Origin of the sequence: Amycolatopsis lurida, assembly GCF_900105055.1 — a bacterium.
GTDB lineage: Bacteria > Actinomycetota > Actinomycetes > Mycobacteriales > Pseudonocardiaceae > Amycolatopsis > Amycolatopsis lurida.
Map to the genome: position 1 here is coordinate 5,797,795 of NZ_FNTA01000004.1, position 17,721 is coordinate 5,815,515.

Consider the following 17,721-nt stretch of genomic DNA (forward strand, 5'->3'; position numbering starts at 1 on the left):
TGTCAGACCCTGGTAAGCGCGGCCGCGCCGAACGAGACGCTGAACCGCTCGCACCAGATGGTCACGCTCGAATAGCGCGCCAGGTCGGTGCCGGCGGGCAGCGTGTAGTTCTGGCTTCCCTTGTTGCCCTTGAGTTTCCCGGCGCTCACGTATGCGCCGTCGTCGAACACGAACCAGCCGTCCTTGCCGGGGATGACCGGCGCGTCGGTGAGCCAGACCCGCAGATCCGGTCCGTTGCTCGTGTCGAGGTTCTCCAAGCGCAGCACCAGTGATCCGTCGGCCCCGCGCAGGATCCGGACGTCACCACTGGTCGTGTGCTCGTGGCTGATCAAGGCGCCGGTGGCCACGACCGAGGGCTCTTTCGGGGCGGGCGTGGCACTTCCCGAAGGCTGGGCCGTCGGTTGAGCCGAGGGCTGGGCGACGACGGGCGCGGCCTCCTGGACCGTTTCGTTCACCCAGAGCTTCCACGGCTGGAACCAGTAGAGGCCCGCGGCCACCGCCACCACCAGTCCGACCGCCACCACGGCGAGCACCCGCTTGCGTTTCATGGGGGACATTCAAGCGTGCGAACCGTCCTAATCGCCCGGTTCGGGCGATTACCGAACTCTTACGATGCCGATCGGGTGGGGTCACGGCTGGGTGTCGGTGCCTTGACCCCGGTCACGCCGCTTGACACGATTGCCGATCTGAAAAGGGCATATCGGACGGAGGCCCCTCGATGGGTTCGGCGATGTTTTCCATCCTCCTGCCGGTAGCGCTGGCACTGGTCATGTTCGGGCTGGGCTTGACCCTGACCGTCGGCGACTTCACGCGGGTGCTGAAGTACCCGAAGGCCGCCGTCATCGCGCTGGTGTGCCAGATGATCGTGCTGCCCGTGATCTGTGTCGGCCTGATCCTGGTGTTCGGTCTCGGAGGCGTGCTCGCGGTCGGCATGATGCTGCTCGTCGCCTCGCCCGGCGGGACCTCGGCGAACCTGTTCAGTCATCTCGCGGGCGGCGACGTCGCCCTCAACGTGACACTCACGGCGATCAACTCCGTGCTGGCCGTGTTCACCTTGCCGCTGGTTGTCGGCTTGTCGATGGCCCAATTCCTCGACGGCAGTGCCGCTGTCGGGCTCCAGCCCGCGAAATTCGTGCAGGTGTTCGCGATCGTGCTGATCCCGGTCGTGATCGGGATGGCGGTGCGGCACCGGTTCATCGACTGGGCCGAGCGGATGCGCAAACCGGTCAAGATCGGCTCCGCCGTGGTGCTCGTGCTGGTGATCGCGGCGGCGATCGCGCAGGAATTCCGGACGCTGGTGGACAACATCTGGACGCTCGGGCCGGTGGCGCTGGCGCTTTCCGTGCTCAGCCTCGCGATCGGGTACTACGTGCCGCGACTGTTCCGGGTGGACCGCGGGCAGTCGATCGCTTCCGCCATGGAGATCGGCGTCCACAATGCCACCCTCGCGATCGCGGTGGCGATTTCCGTGCTCGGTGACAAGGCGATGGCCGTGCCGGCCGGGATCTACGGCGTGCTCATGTTCTTCCCCGCCGGGATCGCGGCGGTCCTGTTGTCCCGCAGCCGGGAGAGCGCGCCGGTCTGAGTTACGTTGTGGAAGTGCCCCGCCTCCCCATTGGTGAACTCCTCGACGTGAACGGCGTCGCCGTCCACGTCCGGCAGGACGGTGCCGGGCCGCCGTTGGTGCTGCTGCACGGGTATTGCGGGTCGGTGCACTGGTTCGACAGGCTCACCGTCGGCCTGGCCGCGCGGCATCGGGTGATCCGGGTGGATCTGCTGGGACACGGGTGCACCGGTGGTTCTTCGGGTTTCGACGCGGCGTCGCAGGCGCGTATGGTGGCCGCCGTGCTCGACTCGCTGGATGTCGAGGACGTCCTGGTCGCCGGTCACTCCTTCGGTGCGGACGTCGCGGTGGCGCTGGCCGCGATCTCCCCGCGAGTCGGTTCGCTGGTGCTCATCGGACAGGCGCCGGACTACAGCTACGCGTCCTTCCCACCGGGCAGTGCGGTGTTGCTGCCGATGGTCAGCGCCCTGGTGCGGCGGGTCGCCGACCGGAGATGGGTGCGGTTCGCTTCCCGGTTCCGCCGAGGCGGCTGGTTCGACGATCCCTCGCAGGACTTGGCCGATCACGCCGTCACCGCGCCGGCGATGGCCCGGGTGGTTCTCGTGGACCGGGCGAGAGTGCTGGCCGCTCGTCCGCTGGACGAGCAGCTGGCGGCTTTGGCGTTGCCGTGCTTGGTGATTCTTGGGCGACGGGACCGTTTTTACGACTGTGACAAGACTTTCGCGCGGTACTCGGCGGTCGGGGCCCGCGTGGAGGTCGTGGAGGACGCCGGGCACTCGCCGTTCTTGGAGCGGCCGGGCGAGGTCGCTCGGTTGCTTCGGGACTTCCGGGCTCGTGAGTGGTAAGGACGGTTCTAACCGTCCTTACCACTCACGAGGCCGACCTCAAGACCAGCGCGCGCCGGCGTCCCCGATCGCCTGATCCAGTACGGCCAGCCCTTCCGACAGTTCGTCCTCGGTCGCGGTCAGCGGGGGAGCGATCCGGAACACCCCGCCCATTCCCGGCAACTGCACGATGTTCATGTGCAGCCCCAGTTCGAGGCACCGCCGGGTGACCAGCGCGCCGAGTTCGTCGGAGCTGTGCTTGGTGGCCCGGTCCACGACGAGTTCCACGCCGACCAGCAGGCCCCGCCCACGGATGTCGCCGACGACGGGATGACGGGCGGCGAGGTCGTCGAGGCCGCGGCGGAGGAAGGCGCCCAGTTCGGTGGCGCGTTCGTCGAGCCGGTCGCGGGTGAGGACGTCGAGGACGGTGTTCCCGACGGCCGCCACCAGCGGGTCCGCCACGTGCGTGGTGAAGAACAGGTAGCCGCGGTCATGCGCCTCCTGCTCGATTTCGGCGCTCGTGATCACCGCCGCGAGCGGGAGGCCGGCGCCCAGCGTCTTGGACAGGGTGAGGATGTCGGGGACGACACCGTCGCGTTCGAAGGCGTACCAGTTTCCCGTGCGGCACAAGCCGGTCTGCGCCTCGTCGAGGATCAGCAGCATCCCGCGTTCGCGGCACTTCTCTTGCAGGGCGGCGAAATAACCCACAGGCGGCTCGATGATCCCGCCCGAGCTGAGGATCGGCTCGACGATGCAGGCCGCGAGGCTGCCGACGGACTGGGCGTCGATCATCTCGAACCCGAAGTCGAGTTGTCGTTTCCAGTCCAGTTCCCCTTCCGGAGTAAGGAAATCCGGTCGATAGGCGTTCGGCGCGGGGATGGCGAAGTTGCCGGGCGCGGTCGGGCCGTAGCCCTTGCGGCCCGCGCTGTAGGTCGCGTTCGCCGCCGCTTGCGTCATCCCGTGCCACGACCGGGCGAATGACACGATCTCGTGTTTCCCGGTGACGAGTTTCGCCATCCGGATCGCGGCCTCGTTCGACTCCGCACCGGTGGTCAGCAGCAGCGCCTTTTCCAGCGGTGACGGCAAAGTCTCGGCCAGCCGTCGCGCGAGGTCGACGACGGGGCGGCTCAGCATCCCGCTGAACAGGTGGTCGAGCGAGCCGATCTGCCGTCGGACGGTCTCGACGATCTCGGGATGCGAATGCCCGAGGATCGCGCTCATCTGCCCGGAGGTGAAGTCGAGGATCCGCCGCCCGGATTCGGTGAACAGGTAGCTCCCGGCGGCGTGGTCGATGATCTCGCGGGTGAAATCGCCGGCCCCGGCGTAGCGCACGAGGTGCCGGTCGGCGTCGGCCCAGAAACGGTCGGTGGAGGACAGGTCGGTGATCGGAGCAGCCATGCCCCGACGGTAAGCCGCCTCCGAGCGACACGTCCATCTCACGATTCCGGCTGTGCTGTTCGGCTGATTCGTACAACAATGGCGTTCATGCTCAACCCCTGGAGGCTCGGCCTGCTGAGCAGGCTGGACACGCTCGGCACCGTCCGCGCGGTCGCCAAAGCGGCCAACCTGAGCCCGTCGAGCGTGTCCCAGCAGCTCGCGGTCCTCGAAGCCGAGACGCGGACGCGGCTGCTGGAGCGCACCGGCCGCCGCGTCCGGCTGACCCCGGCCGGGCGGATGCTGGCCCGCCGCGCGAGGGAGATTCTCGACCACATGGACACCGTCGAGGCCGAATTACGCGGTCTCGGTGAGGGACCGGCCGGGCTCGTCCGCCTCGGCGCCTTCCAGAGTTCGATCCACACCATCGCCGTCCCCGCGGTGAACCGGCTGACCCGCTCGCATCCGCGCCTGCAGATCGAACTGCTCGAACTCGAACCGCACGTCAGCATGCCCGCGCTCCGCGTCGGTGACGCCGACGTCATCATCACCACCACGGACTTCGTCGAACAGCCGCTGGGACCCGACGTCGAACTCGTGCCGCTCGCGACGGATCCGATCGTGCTCGTCGTCCCGACCGGGCATCCGGCGGCGGGCCGCGGGCCCGCCGACCTCGCCGCCTACGCGAGCGAGCCCTGGGCGTTCGACGTCCCGCAGTCGTACATGGCGAACCTCGCCACCCGGCTCTGCCGCGAAGCCGGGTTCGAGCCGCGCGTGATCGCCCGGTTCAGCAACTACATGATGACCTTGCAGCACGTCGAGGCCGGGCTTTCGATCGCGCTCCTGCCCGGCCTCGCCGTCGACCGGCGTTACCGCGTCGCGACCCGTGAGCTCGCGACGCCGGTCGACCGCTCCATCACCGCGGCGATCAGGCGCGGGTCCGCGCCGCGCGCCGCTGTCGACCTGGTTCTCGAGGCGATCCGGAGTCATCCGGAACTGCCGCTGTGAACCCGTGCCGCCGCGCCACGAGCACCACGGCCAGCGTCGGCACGAGCAGCACCAGGACACTCCAGGGGAACGACTCCGCGCCGAAGCCGTCGAGGAGGACGCCGCCGGCGATCCCGCCGCCCGCCATCGCGGCGTTCCACAGGGTGACCAGCATGGCCTGCGCGATGTCCGCCGCACCGCCCTTGTCGCCCGCCTGCGCGGCGGCGGTCTGCAGCAGCGTCGGGATCCCGCCCCAGCCGAGCCCCCACAGGGTCACCGCGACATAGACCAGCGCCGGATTATCGCCCAGCAGCGCCAAAATCGTCGCTCCGGCCGCAACGAGAAGGGTGCCCGCGACGGTCAGCGGGCGCAGCCGCCGGTCGATGAAGAGACCGACGAACCAGATGCTGACCATCGACGCCAGCCCGAACACCAGCAGGATCCGATCGACCGAGCCGCCCATCGACACGTGTTCGAGGAAGGTGGCGATGTAGGTGTAGAGGATGTTGTGCGCAAGGACGAACGTCAGCGTCACGAACAGGACCGCGGCCACGCCCGGGACGGCGAGGGTCCTGCGCACCGGGAGCCTGCCGCCCCGGTCCTGCCCCGGGAAGTCGGGCACGGCCAGCGTGATCCAGCCGAGCAGGGCGAGCGCGAGCACCGACATGAGAGAGAACGTCACCTGCCAGCCGAAGAGGCCTCCGAGGAAGGTGCCGGCCGGGATGCCGAGCGAGAGCGCGAGCGGGATACCGGTCATCACGACGGCGATCGCCTTGCCCCGCACCGGTTCCGGCGCCAGCCGCCGGGCGTAACCGGCGAGCAGCGCCCAGACCACGCCCGCCGCGATCCCGGCGACGAACCGCGCGCCGAGGGTCAGGGGATAGTTCGTCGACAGCGCCGTGACCGTGTTGGCGACGGCGAACCCGGCCACTCCGGTCAGGAGCAGGCGTTTGCGGCGCCAGCCCGCGGTCGCGGCCGACAGGGGGATCGCGGTCAGCGCGGTACCGATCGCGTACACGGTCACCAGTTGCCCGGTCGCCGCTTCGCTGACGCCGAGCCCGGCGCTCATCGCGGGCAGCACCCCCGCGGGCAGGGCTTCGGTGAGGACGGTGACGAACGCCGCCGTGGTCAGCGCGAGCAGCGCGCCGAGTGGGAGTTTCGCAGTCATGCTCCGTATGCTCGAACCATCACATAGATGTGAAGGTCAAGTCGGCCGGGGTGAGGTGGCGCACATGCGGATCGGGGAATTGGCGGAGCGGACGGGCACGTCGCGCCGTCTGCTGCGGTACTACGAGGAGCAGGGTCTCATCGTCTCGGAGCGGCTGCCCAACGGCTACCGCGACTACGCCGAGCCCTCGGTCGACCGGGTCATCCAGGTCCGCGGACTGCTCGACGCCGGGCTGCCGACCAGGATCATCAAGCAGATCCTGCCATGCCTGGACAAACCCCGGCAGATCTACTTCCCGGACGCGACCCCGGAAATGCTCGGAACCCTGGAGGCCGAACGCGACCGGATGACCCGGCGCGCCGAATGCCTGCTCCGCAACCGGGACGCCATCACCGAGTACCTCGACGCGGTCCGCGCCTACGACCCGGCTTCCTGAGCCGGAGGGACTTTCCTCGCACGGCCTTGACAGGGTGAGAAAGCGCTTTCAGGATGTGGGCAGGAAAGCGCTTTCAAAGGAGAACGGATGACCACGCGGAAACTCGGCGTCGTGATGAACGGCGTCACCGGGCGGATGGGCTATCGGCAGCACCTGGTGCGCTCGGTCCTGGCGATCAGGGAGGCCGGCGGGGTCGAGCTGGCCGACGGTTCGCGGGTCCAGCTGGAGCCGGTCCTGGTGGGGCGCAATGCGGACAAGCTCGAAGAGATCGCCACCCGGCACGGCCTGACCCGCTGGACCACCGACCTCGACGCCGCGCTCGGCGACGACGACCTCCCGCTGTACTTCGACGCACAGCTGACCGCGGTCCGCGAGAAGTCGATCGTCCGGGCCATCGACGCCGGCAAGCACATCTACACCGAGAAGCCGGTGGCCGAGTCGGTCGAAGGGGCGCTCGCCCTGGCACGGCACGCCGAGGCGGCCGGGGTCAAGAACGGCGTCGTCCACGACAAGCTCTACCTGCCCGGCCTGCTCAAGCTGAAGCGCCTGATGGACAGCGGCTTCTTCGGCCAGGTGCTGTCCGTGCGCGGCGAGTTCGGCTACTGGGTGTTCGAGGGCGACTGGCAGTCGGCGCAGCGTCCCAGCTGGAACTACCGCGCCGAAGACGGCGGCGGCATCGTCGTCGACATGTTCTGTCACTGGAACTACGTGCTGGAGAACCTCTTCGGCGCCGTCAACGCGGTGACCGCGAAGGCCGTCACGCACATCCCGGAGCGCGTCGACGAGAAAGGCGAGCGGTACGCCGCGACGGCCGACGACTCCGCGTACGCGATCTTCGAGCTCGAAGGCGGGATCATCGCCCAGCTCAACTCGTCCTGGTGCGTGCGGGTCCACCGCGACGAACTGGTCGAGTTCCAGGTCGACGGCACCAAGGGCAGCGTCGTCGCGGGCCTGCACAAATGCGTCATCCAGCCGAGGGAGGCCACGCCGAAGCCGGTGTGGAACCCCGACCTCGCCGAGACGCGGTCGTACCGTTCGCAGTGGCAGGAAGTGCCGGACAACGAGGACTTCGGCAACGGTTTCCGCGCACAGTGGGAGCAGTTCGTCCGCCACGTCGTGGAGGACGCGCCGCATCCGTACGACTTCATGGCGGGTGTGCGCGGCATCCGGCTCGCGGAAGCCGGCCTCGAGTCCTCGCGCGAGAACCGCCGGGTCTCGCTGGCCTAACGGCCGAAAACCGCTCCCGGGTCTTCCGCGATCAGCACCGAGATCTCCCGGATCTTGCGGTTCGTGTGCTGCGACGCCTCGGTGAGCCAGCGGAAGGCTTCCTCGGCGTTCAGCTCCAGACGCGCCATCACGATCCCCTTCGCGGTGGCGATGGCGTCCCTGGTCTCCAACGCGGCGACCAGGGTCTCCGCCTGTCGTTCGGCGGCGGCCCAGCGGGACGCGGTCAGGATGATCGCCGAGATCGCCGAGGTGAACATCGCGACCAGGGCCGCCTCGACCGGATCGAAGGCGTTCTCCTCGAAGCTCCAGACGTTGAGGGCGCCGGACAGCGACTCGGTCTCGCGCCGCTTGAAGTGGGATTCGTCGGGGACGAACAGCGGACAGGCCAGCGCGGTCCGCACGCCGAGCTGTTCCGCGGCGGCCGTGAAGTCCGGCCAGCGCGCGGCCGCGTCGGCGTCGAGCGGGGTGCGGACGATCGAGCCGCTCTCGGCGGCTTTCAGACAGGGGCCCTCGTCCGCGCTGTACTGCGCCTTGTCCAGGGCCAGCAGGGATTCGTCGGTGGCGGCGACGGTGCTCGGTTCGCTGCCGGAATACAGCGTGACCGTGGCCGCGTCCGCGCCCGGCAGCAGGCCGACCACCTTCTTCGCCACCCGTTCCAGCAACTCGTCGCGGGGCTCGTCGAGCCGCATCGACTCGGTGAGCTCCCGCAACGCCGAAGCGGTGTCGCGAAACTGATCCATCGTGGCCCTTTCCCTCGGACGGCGGATTTCGCCGACCATCAAGAACGTACTCGTTCCGGCTAGCCGGGCATTGACCGATTCGGGCTAACCCGTGGCCGGTGACCCGCCGGTTCGGTGCTCATCAGGCCTTCGCCGCGGGTGAGCCCGGGCAACCGCTGTTCGAACCGGGCGACCTCGCCCGTGGGCAGCACACCCGTCAGCTCGGCCCGGTCGCCCCGTGCCACCGAGCCGATGACGGTGCCGCCGCACTCGACCAGCCGGGAGAGCGTCGCGGTCACCGCGTCGGCGGGCAGTTCCACCTCGATCCGGCTGACCGGTTCGAGTACCTCGGTTCCCGCCTCCCGGAGGGCTTCTGCCAGCACGAACGGGGTGATCTTGCGAAAGTCGCCCGCCGCGCTGACCGGGCTGAAGTAACCGGTGTGGGTGACGGTCACCACGCAGTCGACGACCTCCCGGCCGGACGGGCCGCTCCGCAGCGTGGCGTCGACGGTCTCCTCGATGGCCTTGTGGAAGGCGAGCGGGAGGGAGCCGAGTTCGACGTCGAGGCCGAAGGTCAGCCCGGAGCCGGGTGTGCCGGGGCCGACCCGCAGCCCGAGCGTCGCGAAGCACGGATTCCGCTTCTCCGTGATGAACCACACCGAATGCCCGGTGCCGATCGGCCGTTCGACGCAGACCGGCCGGGTGAGGCTGAACGTGACGTCGAGGCCGTGCTGAGCGGCGAGCGTCTCCGCGATGATCTCCTTCTGCACCTCGCCGTAGAGCCGCACCGAGATCCGGCGGGTTTCGTCGTCCTGCCGGACGGTGATCAGTGGATCCTGTTCCGCCAGTTCCCGCAAGGCCGCGAACACCGCAGGCGCTTGCGCGGGCAGGGCGGGACCGACCACGGTTTCCAGGGCGGGCGGCGGAAACCGCGTAGTGACGCCGTCGCCGTCGGGAACGCCGATGAGGTCGCCGATCCCGATCTCCTTGAGCCCGGTGACCTTGGCGATCCGGCCGGCCCGCGCGCGGCCCTCGACGGTCTCGTCGCCGAGTTCGAAGACGTGCACCGCGCTGACCTTCGCCTCCTTCGTGAGTCCTCGGCGATGGAATCGGACGTGGTCCCGCGCGCCGATCTCGCCGGAGAACACGCGGACGTAGGCGATCTTCTCGTGCGCGCGGCCGCGTTCGATCTTGAACACGGTGGCGCGCAACCGGTCGTCCGGCACCGGTTTCACCGCTCCGGCAAGGAATTCGCGGATACCGGAGGTGAGTTCGGCGATTCCCTCGCCGCTGCGCGCGGAGCCGAAGAAGACGGGGGAGACGAGGCCGAGCCGGGTCTGCCGGACGACTTCGCCCCGATAGTCCTCGGCCGTCAGCGTGTCTTCGAGATAAGCGGCGAGGAAGGCATCACTGTGCTCGGCCAGCCGTTCGGCCGTCCCCGCCGACAGGGAGGACGGCCGGACTTTCGCGCTCGCCGTGCCGATGCCGTCGACTTCGGACATCGGCACGCAGGCGACGCCGAGACGCTCGGCGAGATCGGTGAGGAGGCCGTCGTACCGGGCGCCCGCCCGGTCGACCTTGTTGACGAAGATCAGCACGGGGATCCGCAGGCGGGCGAGCGCGCGCATGAGCACGCGGGTCTGCGCCTGCACTCCCTCGACGGCGGAAACGACAAGAACGACGCCGTCGAGCACTCGCAGCGCACGTTCGACCTCGGCGATGAAGTCCGGGTGGCCGGGCGTGTCGATCAGGTTGACGCGCAGGTCACCGACGCGGAAGGCCACGACGGCCGAGCGGATCGTGATGCCGCGACGGCGTTCCAGCTCCATCGTGTCGGTGTGGGTGTTCCCGGCGTCGACGCGGCCGAGGGTGCGGATGGCACCGGTGTGATGGAGCAGGCGCTCCGTCAGGCTCGTCTTACCGGCGTCGACATGGGCGAGGACGCCCAGGTTCAGGTACTCCATGGATGAACGGCTCCAGGGCTGTCGAAAGGTCCATACGGCTCGAGGACTCGACAGCTCGGCGCACGCCGTTCTCCTTCTTTCCGGGAAAGCACCTGGTCGGGCCGGACGTTAGCAGCGTGTTTCCGGCCGGTCACGCGATTTACGGCCCGGCGTTGACTTGTGGCGCTCCGTGGGCTGTAATTCTTGAACATTTCAGCGCAAGAACATGACAAGAGCCATCGACCTGACTTCGCGCCACGCCTGGCTTTACGGCCACGAAGCCTCTCCGCAGAACTCTCCGGGAGCCGGGCCCGCTCGGCACATCTACGACGAGGCCAGCCTGCTGCTCGGCGCGACCGTGCCCGCCGGGCACAAGATCAAGCTGCAGAAGGACGCTGGCAACGGCTTGAACTACGCGATCGACTTCGTGAACCTCGAGCTGGCCACCGCGGCCGCGAACCCCGATCCGGCGCGCTATGCCGTCCCGGCCGGGTTCACCCAGCAGGACGTGCAGGCCGCGCTGGACAAGGTCCGCCAGGATCCGAACCTCACCGGTGTCTTCCTGCCGCCGGGGCAGTACCCGATGACGAGCAAGGTCACCGTGTACGGCAAGCCGGTCACGGTGCTCGGCGCCGGGCCGTGGTTCACGAGGTTCACCGCGCCGAGCGGGCAGGAGAACACCGACATCGGCTTCGACGCGCAGGCGAGCGCGAGCGGTTCGACGTTCGGCGGGTTCGCCGTGTTCGGGAACTACACCTCCCGGATCGACGGTCCCGGCAAGGTCTTCGACTTCACGAACGTCACGAACATGACGATCGACGACATCTGGGTGGAGCACCAGATGTGCCTGCTGTGGGCGACCAATGTGGACAACACGACGGTGAAGAACTCGCGGATCCGCGACATGTTCGCCGACGGGGTCAATTTCACCAACGGGAGCACGGGGAACCGGGTCACCAACAACGAGGCCCGCTCCACCGGCGACGACGGTTTCGCGCTGTTCGCGGCCACGGACCTCAACGCGGGCAACCAGTACGACAACGTGTTCGAGAACCTGACCGTGCTGCTTCCATGGCGCGCGGCCGGGCTGGCCGTGTACGGCGGGTACGGCAACACCTTCCGGAACCTTTACATCGCGGACACGCTGACGTACTCGGGTATCACGATCAGCTCGCTCGACTTCGGCTACCCGTTCCTCGGGTTCGGCCCGCGGCCGACCACCGTCCAGAACGTGTCACTGGTCCGCGCCGGTGGCCATTTCTGGGGACAGCAGACGTTCCCCGCGATCTGGATGTTCTCCGCCTCCAAGGAGTTCCGCGGCCTCCGGGTGTCCGATGTGGACATCCAGAGCCCGACCTACAGCGGCATCATGTTCCAGACCAAGTACACCGGGAACCGTCCGGAGAACCCGGTCGAGGACACGGTGCTGACGAACGTGTCGATCACCGGGGCGCACCGCAGCGGTGACGAGTTCGACGCCAAGTCGGGGATCGGGATCTGGGTCAACGAGCTGCCGGAACCGGGCCAGGGCCCGGCCGTCGGCTCGGCGACGTTCACCGGGCTCACCCTGAGCGACAACGCCGAGGACATCCGGAACACCACGAGCACGTTCACCATCCACCGCAACTGAGTGTTTGGCGCCCGCCGGGAGCAGGTTTCCCGGCGGGCGGTCCGGGTACGCGGGTGCTGCCCCGATTCCCGAAGAGAGAGGCCATGCCGTGCGCGATGCCGGATATGACGCGGTGATCATCGGTGCCGGGCCCGCCGGCTTGAACGCCGCGCTGGTGCTCGGCCGGTCCCGGCGCAGCGCGCTGGTGGTCGACGGAGGCGCGGGCCGTAATTCGACGGCCGCGGGCGTGCACGGGCTCCTGGCCTGCGACGGGATGAATCCGGCCGCACTGCGGGCCACCGGTCGCGAGCAGCTGGCGGAGTACCCGGAGGTCCGCCTGCGAGAGGGCAGGGTCCGATCCGTCGACGGCGATAGCGGCGGATTCGCCGTCGCGTTCGAGGACGGGCCTCTGGTGAAGGCGCGCCGGATCGTGCTGGCCACCGGAGTGATCGAGGACCTGCCCGGGATCGCGGGGCTGGCCGAACGCTGGGGGAAGAGCGTGCTCGGCTGCCCGTACTGCCATGCCTGGGAATTCCGGGACCGGCCCTTGGCCGTCCTGGCCACCGAGGGGCGGCAGGACGTGATGTTCGCCGCCCAGCTGACCCGATGGAGCCAGGACATCACCTTGTGCGCCAACGGTATCCCGTTGTCCGCCGAAGACGAGGCACTTCTGGGCAAACGTGCGGTCCGGGTGCGCCTCGAGCCGGTGCGAAGTGTGGAGGGGCCCGAGGACGAAGTCGAACGGGTCACGTTCCGCGAAGGCGACCCGGTGGAATGCGCGGCGGTGTTCCTGCACGCCACGACACGGCAGGCCGACCCGCTGGCCGGGAAACTGGGCTGCGTTCTCCAGGACGACGGCACCGTGAGGATCGACGACGTCGGATTCACCGGCGTACCGGGCGTATACGCCGCGGGTGACCTGGCGCGGCGGGAATCGTGCCCCTCGGGCATGACGTTCGTGGTGACCGCGGCCGCCATGGGTTTCGTGACGGCCACCGCGGTGGATCACGAACTCTTCCGGGAAGAGCTGGACTGAAGAGCGGAATCCGTGCTTCACTCCTTGGCATGCCGTACCGCCGGACCCCGAAGACGCAGGCAAGACTGGACTCGCAGCGAGGCGAGATCCTGGCCGCGGCCATCGCGCTGCTGGCCGAAACCGGCTACGCGGGCTGCTCCATGGCCGCGGTCGCCGCGCGGGCTGGTGTCGGCACCGGCAGCGTGTACCGGCAGTTCCCGTCGAAGGCCGACCTGGTCGTCGAGGTGTTCCGTGAGGTGGTCTCCCGGGAGGTCGACGCCGTCGAGGCCGCCGCGTCCCAGGGTGACGTCCGCGAACGCGTGGTCGCCGTGATCGAGACCTTCGCCGGGCGGGCGTTGAAGGCGCCGAGGCTGGCGTACGCGCTGCTGGCCGAACCGGTCGACGCCGTCGTGGAGGCCGAACGCCTGGTGTTCCGGCGCGCCTTCCGCGAGGTCATCGCCAGGAACATCGCCGACGGCGTGACGAGGGGACTGCTGCCTCCGCAGGACGCGGAAGCGACCGCCGCGGCGCTGGTCGGCGCGGGCGCGGAGATGCTGGTCGGGCCCTTGGCCGGGGACGGCGGGCCGGACACGATCCCGCACCTGGTCACGTTCACCCTTCGCGCGCTGGGCGGTTCCGATGGCGTTTGAGACGCTCCTGTACCGCGTCGAAGATCGCAAGGCGTACCTGACCTTGAACCGCCCCGAGCGGCTCAACGCGATCAACGACGTGATGCCGCGCGAGATCCGGCAGGCCGTGGAGCTGGCGAACGAGGATAACGCGGTCCGGGTGATCGTGGTGCGCGGCGAAGGGCGGTCGTTCTGCGCCGGCTACGACCTCAAACAGTTCGCCGAGGAAGACGCCGAAGGACGCTGGAACCAGGGCCCGGTCTGGGATCCGGTCAAGGACTACCGGGTGATGAAGCGCAACACCGACGACTTCTTCAGCCTGTGGCGATCGCTGAAACCCACCGTCTGCCAGGTGCAGGGCCACGCGATCGCCGGCGGCAGCGACATCGCCCTGTCCTGCGACGTGCTGATCATGGCGACCGACGCGCGCATCGGCTATCCGCCCGCGCGGGTGTGGGGCTGCCCGACGACCGCGATGTGGGTCTACCGCGTCGGCGCCCAGCGCGCGAAACGGATGCTGCTCACCGGCGACACCATCGACGGCACCACCGCGGCGGACTGGGGACTCGCGCTCGACGCGGTGGAACCCGAACGGCTCGAAGCCGCCGTCGAGGAACTCGCCGACCGGATGGCGGGCGTGCCGACGAACCAGCTGGTGATGCAGAAACTGATGATCAACCAGGCCTACGACAACATGGGCCTTTCCGGCACCCAGACACTCGCGACGCTCTTCGACGGCATCACGCGGCACACCCCCGAAGGCCGCTGGTTCCGCGAGTTCGCCGAACGCGATGGGTTCCACGAGGCGGTGGCCTACCGCGATTCCGGGCAGGTCATCCCGGACGGCGGCGGACCGCTGCCCGAGCACAAGGATCCGAGGAGGTCGTCATGACCGCGAACACCGAGAGCGAACGCGTCGCCGAGCGCCTGCAGCGCTCCTCCGCGCGGCTGTCCTACGACCCGGACGTCGACGTCGACTGGCAGGCACCGCTGGTCGACGGCGCCTACGGCAAGGCGCCCGAGCGATGTTCCTTGTACGGCACGGAACTTTGGGAACGTCTCGACGAAGGCCAGCGCGCCGAGCTGAGCCGCCAGGAAGCGGCGGCCGCGGCGGCGTCGGGTATCTGGTTCGAGCTGATCCTCATGCAGGGCCTCGTGCGCCACGTCTACAACAGCGACCCGACGACGCACAACGCCCAGTACGCGCTCACCGAGATCGCCGACGAATGCCGTCACAGCACCATGTTCGCCCGTTCGATCGCGAAGAGCGGTGGCGTGGTCCGGCGTCCGAGCCGCTCCGCGCACCGCGCGGGCAAGCTGTTCGGCGCGATCTGCGGCCCGGCGCTGCTGTTCGCCGGCGCCATCTACGTCGAAGAACTCGCCGACGGCATGCAACGCGAAATGATGCGCGACGACAGCCTGCAGCCGATGATCCGGATGATCTCGCGCATCCACGTCATCGAAGAGGCACGGCACATCAGCTTCGCCAAGGACGAACTGGGCCGGGCCTGGGCGCGCCACGGCCGCGTCGGCCGCGAGCTGATCCGCTGGGCGATCGCCGGGATGGCCTACGTCGCGACGTCGGAATTGTTGCACCCCAAGGCATACACCTCTGTCGGCCTCGACCCCCGCGAAGCCCGCCAGGCCGCCGCCGCGAACCCGCACTGGCGCCGGACCAAGGCGGCGTGGGCCGCCAAGGCCGTCGAACATTTCACCGAGATCGGCCTCATCGGCGGCCCGAGCCGACGGCTCTGGCGCCGCGCCGGCGTCCTCGACTGAACAAGGAAGGCACCCATGTCCAAGCTCCTCGGCCTCGGTATCGCCGCGACCGGCCTCGCCCACTTCGCCGCCCCGGCGGCCTTCGAACCCGTGACGAAGCTGGCCTTCGCCGACGACATCCGCAATTGGACCTACCGCAACGGCGCCACCGAACTCGCCATCGGCCTGGCGATCGCGGCTGCCCCCACGCGGAAGGCCGGCTTCGCGGGACTGGCCGTCTACGCCGCCTGGCTGGGAAAGCGCGTCCTCGCCCGGCGCTGAGGTCGTTCGCTCAGCGGTCGCCTTCGACCAGCGTCGCCACCAGCTGCCGCGCGTACGCGGGCCCGAGTTCGTCCGGCCGGAACAGGATGCGGTACATCATCGGCGCCACCGTGCGGTCGAGCACCGTCTCCACGTCCGGCGCCTGCTCTCCCCGTTCGGCGGCCCGCGCGAGGATCACCTCGATCTGCTCGGCCGCGTACGCCGAGCACTGGCCGGCGTTGGTGCCGTCCGGGTCACCGAGCAGGGCGTCGCGGATGTAGGCGCGTCCCGGCGGCGAGGACATCTCGTCGAGGAACTGCTCGGCCCACGCCTCCAGATCCGCGGCGAGCGCGCCCCGGTCCTCCGGTGGCGCCTCCGGCCTCAGCCGCGCCACGGCGACATCGGACAACAGCTCACGGAGATCGCCCCACCGGCGGTAGATCGTCGAGGGCGTGACCCCTGCCCTGGCGGCGATCTGAGGCACGGACAACGCGTCGCGCCCGGCCTCGGCCTCGAGATCACGCACGGCGGCGTGCACCGATTCCTGGACCCTGGCGCTGCGGCCCCCGGGGCGCACCATCGACCTGCGGCTCATGGCGTCCAGCTTAAGCCGTCAGGCGCCCGCTCGGATCTCCGCGAACACGGCCGACCGCTCGGAGGCTCGCCCGGCGCGCAGCAGCACGTCCTCCGCGTATGGACGGCCGATGAGCTGAAGGCCGATGGGAAGCCCGGCGGAATCCAGGCCCGCCGGCACCGTCAGCGAGGGCAGTCCGGTGATGTTGGCGGGAGCGGACAGCCGCACGTAGGCGTCGGCCACGCTTTCCGTCGTGCCGTCCGGCCACGCGACGCTCTCCTGCCCGGTAGGTACCGCCGTCACCGGCACGGCCGGCGCGGCGATCACGTCGACGGACTTCATCAGGCGCAGCCATTCCCGTCGCATCAGGGTTTGCGCACGCTGGGCACGCAGGTAGTCCCCGGCGGACACGAGTTCCCCCGCCTCGAGAAGGATCCGCACGTCGGGACCGTACAGTTCCGGCGTCGTGCGCATCGTCCGCTCGTGGTAGGCGGTGGCCTCCGGGACCATCAGTCCCCACTGGGTCGCTTGGATGTAGCGCGCCATCGGGATCTCGACCTCGACCAGCCGGGCGCCGAGGTACTCCAGCCGCGCTATCGCCGTGCGCACGGTGGACTCCACCTCGGCGTCGACGCGTTCGAAGTAGTGGTTGCGTGGAACACCGACGCGCAGGCCGGGGATCTCACTGTCCACTGTGTACGGCTCGCGGCCGGTCAGCGCGGACAGCACGAGCCCCGCGTCGGTCACCGTGCGGGTGAGCGGGCCGACGTGATCCAGCGACCACGACAGCGAGACCACGCCATCGCGCGGTACCAGGTCGTACGTCGGTTTGAGCCCGACCACACCGTTCAGCGCCGCGGGCGTCCGTATCGAGCCGCCCGTGTCGGTTCCCAGCGCGAACGTCGCCGTGCCCGAGGCCACCGCGACGGCCGATCCGCCGCTCGACCCGCCCGCGACGCGACCGGGATCCCAGGCGTTGACGGTCTGCGGTGTGACGAGGCCGTAGGCGAACTCGTGGGTGTGGGTCTTGCCGACGATCACCGCGCCCGCCGCCTCCAGCCGTGCCGTGACCGCACTGTCGGCGGTGGCACGGTGCTCGGCACGCACGCGCGAACTGCCCGTGGTCGGCAGGCCCGCGACGTCGATGAGATCCTTCAGCGCCACCGGGACCCCGTGCAGAGGACCGCGCCGGACTCCGGCGGCGATCTCCCGTTCGGCGCGGCGCGCCGACTCGCGTGCGCGGTCCGCGGTGACGGTGACGAAGGCGCCCAAGCGCGGGTCGACCCGCGCCACGCGCTCCAGCACCGAATCGACGAGGTCGACCGGTGACAGCTCCCGGTTCCGGATCGCCTGCGCGGCGGCGTCGAGTGTCAGCTCATACGGCTGCATCGTGGTCTCCCCTTCGGTAGGGCGCGGTGTCACCGAAGTCCAGTTCGCGCAAGACTCCGATGACGGAGTGGATGTGGCCGGCGGTGGCGGCCACATCGGCGTGGCGCTCGGTGGGCAGGGTGAGCCCAGCGCGGGCGGCCAAGCTCGCCGCTTCGGTCGGGCTGAGATCGGACATGTCGACTCCAAAAGCCAAGGATTTGCTTTAAGCGACTCTAAGTCCTAGTGTCGACTAAAGCAAATATAT

At 69.2% G+C, this 17,721-nt stretch carries 19 protein-coding genes; 11 read left to right on the forward strand and 8 right to left on the reverse strand.

Annotated features, from left to right (window positions below; translation table 11 throughout):
* Positions 1-2 precede the first annotated feature (2 nt).
* A complete protein-coding gene (locus tag BLW75_RS32960; RefSeq protein ID WP_034315339.1) occupies positions 3-548 on the reverse strand; it encodes a DM13 domain-containing protein in 546 nt (181 codons plus the stop codon).
* Between the two features lie 182 nt (positions 549-730).
* Between BLW75_RS32960 and BLW75_RS32965 the strand changes: the two genes are divergently transcribed.
* Complete coding sequence (locus BLW75_RS32965) at positions 731-1,585, forward strand: bile acid:sodium symporter family protein (protein WP_241783745.1); 855 nt, start codon at positions 731-733, stop codon at positions 1,583-1,585.
* Between the two features lie 14 nt (positions 1,586-1,599).
* Positions 1,600-2,409 carry an alpha/beta fold hydrolase gene (locus BLW75_RS32970; RefSeq protein ID WP_034315578.1) on the forward strand — a complete coding sequence of 270 codons (810 nt, stop codon included), beginning with the start codon at positions 1,600-1,602 and terminating at the stop codon, positions 2,407-2,409.
* A 39-nt stretch (positions 2,410-2,448) separates the two neighbouring features.
* Here BLW75_RS32970 and BLW75_RS32975 read toward each other — a convergent pair whose 3' ends face one another.
* Positions 2,449-3,786, reverse strand: a complete 1,338-nt coding sequence (locus tag BLW75_RS32975; RefSeq protein WP_034315344.1) for an aspartate aminotransferase family protein — start codon at positions 3,784-3,786, stop codon at positions 2,449-2,451.
* Positions 3,787-3,873: 87 nt separating this feature from the next.
* On the opposite strand from BLW75_RS32975, the gene BLW75_RS32980 reads away from it, so the two are divergent.
* Positions 3,874-4,770, forward strand: a complete 897-nt coding sequence (locus tag BLW75_RS32980) for a LysR family transcriptional regulator (RefSeq protein ID WP_034315581.1) — start codon at positions 3,874-3,876, stop codon at positions 4,768-4,770.
* Here the strand turns inward: BLW75_RS32980 and BLW75_RS32985 are convergent.
* A complete protein-coding gene (locus tag BLW75_RS32985; RefSeq protein ID WP_034315347.1) occupies positions 4,691-5,917 on the reverse strand; it encodes an MFS transporter in 1,227 nt (408 codons plus the stop codon). The genes BLW75_RS32980 and BLW75_RS32985 overlap by 80 nt on opposite strands.
* 64 nt (positions 5,918-5,981) lie before the next feature.
* Between BLW75_RS32985 and BLW75_RS32990 the strand changes: the two genes are divergently transcribed.
* Entirely contained in the window at positions 5,982-6,353 is a 372-nt protein-coding gene (locus tag BLW75_RS32990) for a MerR family transcriptional regulator (RefSeq protein WP_034315350.1), read from the forward strand.
* Positions 6,354-6,440: 87 nt separating this feature from the next.
* Positions 6,441-7,580, forward strand: a complete 1,140-nt coding sequence (locus tag BLW75_RS32995) for a Gfo/Idh/MocA family protein (protein WP_034315352.1) — start codon at positions 6,441-6,443, stop codon at positions 7,578-7,580.
* On the opposite strand, the gene BLW75_RS33000 is transcribed toward BLW75_RS32995, so the two are convergent.
* Together BLW75_RS33000 and BLW75_RS33005 are read right to left on the reverse strand one after the other, a co-directional pair.
* Complete coding sequence (locus BLW75_RS33000; RefSeq protein WP_034315355.1) at positions 7,577-8,320, reverse strand: GAF and ANTAR domain-containing protein; 744 nt, start codon at positions 8,318-8,320, stop codon at positions 7,577-7,579. The two genes, BLW75_RS32995 and BLW75_RS33000, sit on opposite strands and share 4 nt — an antisense overlap.
* A gap of 59 nt (positions 8,321-8,379) precedes the next feature.
* Positions 8,380-10,263 (reverse strand): elongation factor G, encoded by a 1,884-nt coding sequence (locus tag BLW75_RS33005; protein WP_034315358.1) that lies wholly within the window; start codon positions 10,261-10,263, stop codon positions 8,380-8,382.
* 205 nt (positions 10,264-10,468) lie between these two features.
* Here BLW75_RS33005 and BLW75_RS33010 point away from each other — a divergent pair, with 205 nt between their 5' ends.
* From BLW75_RS33010 to BLW75_RS33035, 6 genes are all read left to right on the forward strand, one after another.
* A complete protein-coding gene (locus tag BLW75_RS33010) occupies positions 10,469-11,872 on the forward strand; it encodes a right-handed parallel beta-helix repeat-containing protein (RefSeq protein WP_241783746.1) in 1,404 nt (467 codons plus the stop codon).
* An 88-nt stretch (positions 11,873-11,960) separates the two neighbouring features.
* A complete protein-coding gene (locus tag BLW75_RS33015; RefSeq protein ID WP_034315361.1) occupies positions 11,961-12,887 on the forward strand; it encodes an NAD(P)/FAD-dependent oxidoreductase in 927 nt (308 codons plus the stop codon).
* A gap of 29 nt (positions 12,888-12,916) precedes the next feature.
* Positions 12,917-13,516, forward strand: coding sequence for a TetR/AcrR family transcriptional regulator (locus tag BLW75_RS33020; protein WP_034315363.1), 600 nt, complete (start codon positions 12,917-12,919; stop codon positions 13,514-13,516).
* The gene (locus BLW75_RS33025; RefSeq protein ID WP_034315366.1) at positions 13,506-14,387 is read left to right on the forward strand and encodes a crotonase/enoyl-CoA hydratase family protein; all 882 of its coding nucleotides are present in this window, start codon (positions 13,506-13,508) and stop codon (positions 14,385-14,387) included. The genes BLW75_RS33020 and BLW75_RS33025 overlap by 11 nt, the downstream gene beginning before the upstream one ends.
* Positions 14,384-15,274 carry an AurF N-oxygenase family protein gene (locus tag BLW75_RS33030; protein WP_034315368.1) on the forward strand — a complete coding sequence of 297 codons (891 nt, stop codon included), beginning with the start codon at positions 14,384-14,386 and terminating at the stop codon, positions 15,272-15,274. Before BLW75_RS33025 ends, BLW75_RS33030 begins: the two co-directional genes overlap by 4 nt.
* A 15-nt stretch (positions 15,275-15,289) precedes the next feature.
* On the forward strand, positions 15,290-15,535 hold the full coding sequence (locus BLW75_RS33035) for a hypothetical protein (protein ID WP_034315372.1): 246 nt from the start codon (positions 15,290-15,292) through the stop codon (positions 15,533-15,535).
* A 10-nt stretch (positions 15,536-15,545) separates the two neighbouring features.
* On the opposite strand, the gene BLW75_RS33040 is transcribed toward BLW75_RS33035, so the two are convergent.
* Genes BLW75_RS33040 through BLW75_RS33050 form a run of 3 tightly spaced genes read right to left on the reverse strand, consistent with a single transcriptional unit; the run spans position 15,546 to position 17,652 of the window.
* Positions 15,546-16,109 carry a TetR/AcrR family transcriptional regulator gene (locus BLW75_RS33040; protein ID WP_034315374.1) on the reverse strand — a complete coding sequence of 188 codons (564 nt, stop codon included), beginning with the start codon at positions 16,107-16,109 and terminating at the stop codon, positions 15,546-15,548.
* 18 nt (positions 16,110-16,127) lie between these two features.
* Positions 16,128-17,477, reverse strand: a complete 1,350-nt coding sequence (locus BLW75_RS33045) for an amidase (protein WP_034315378.1) — start codon at positions 17,475-17,477, stop codon at positions 16,128-16,130.
* Positions 17,464-17,652, reverse strand: a complete 189-nt coding sequence (locus BLW75_RS33050; protein ID WP_034315380.1) for a hypothetical protein — start codon at positions 17,650-17,652, stop codon at positions 17,464-17,466. The genes BLW75_RS33045 and BLW75_RS33050 overlap by 14 nt, the downstream gene beginning before the upstream one ends.
* Positions 17,653-17,721 lie beyond the last annotated feature (69 nt).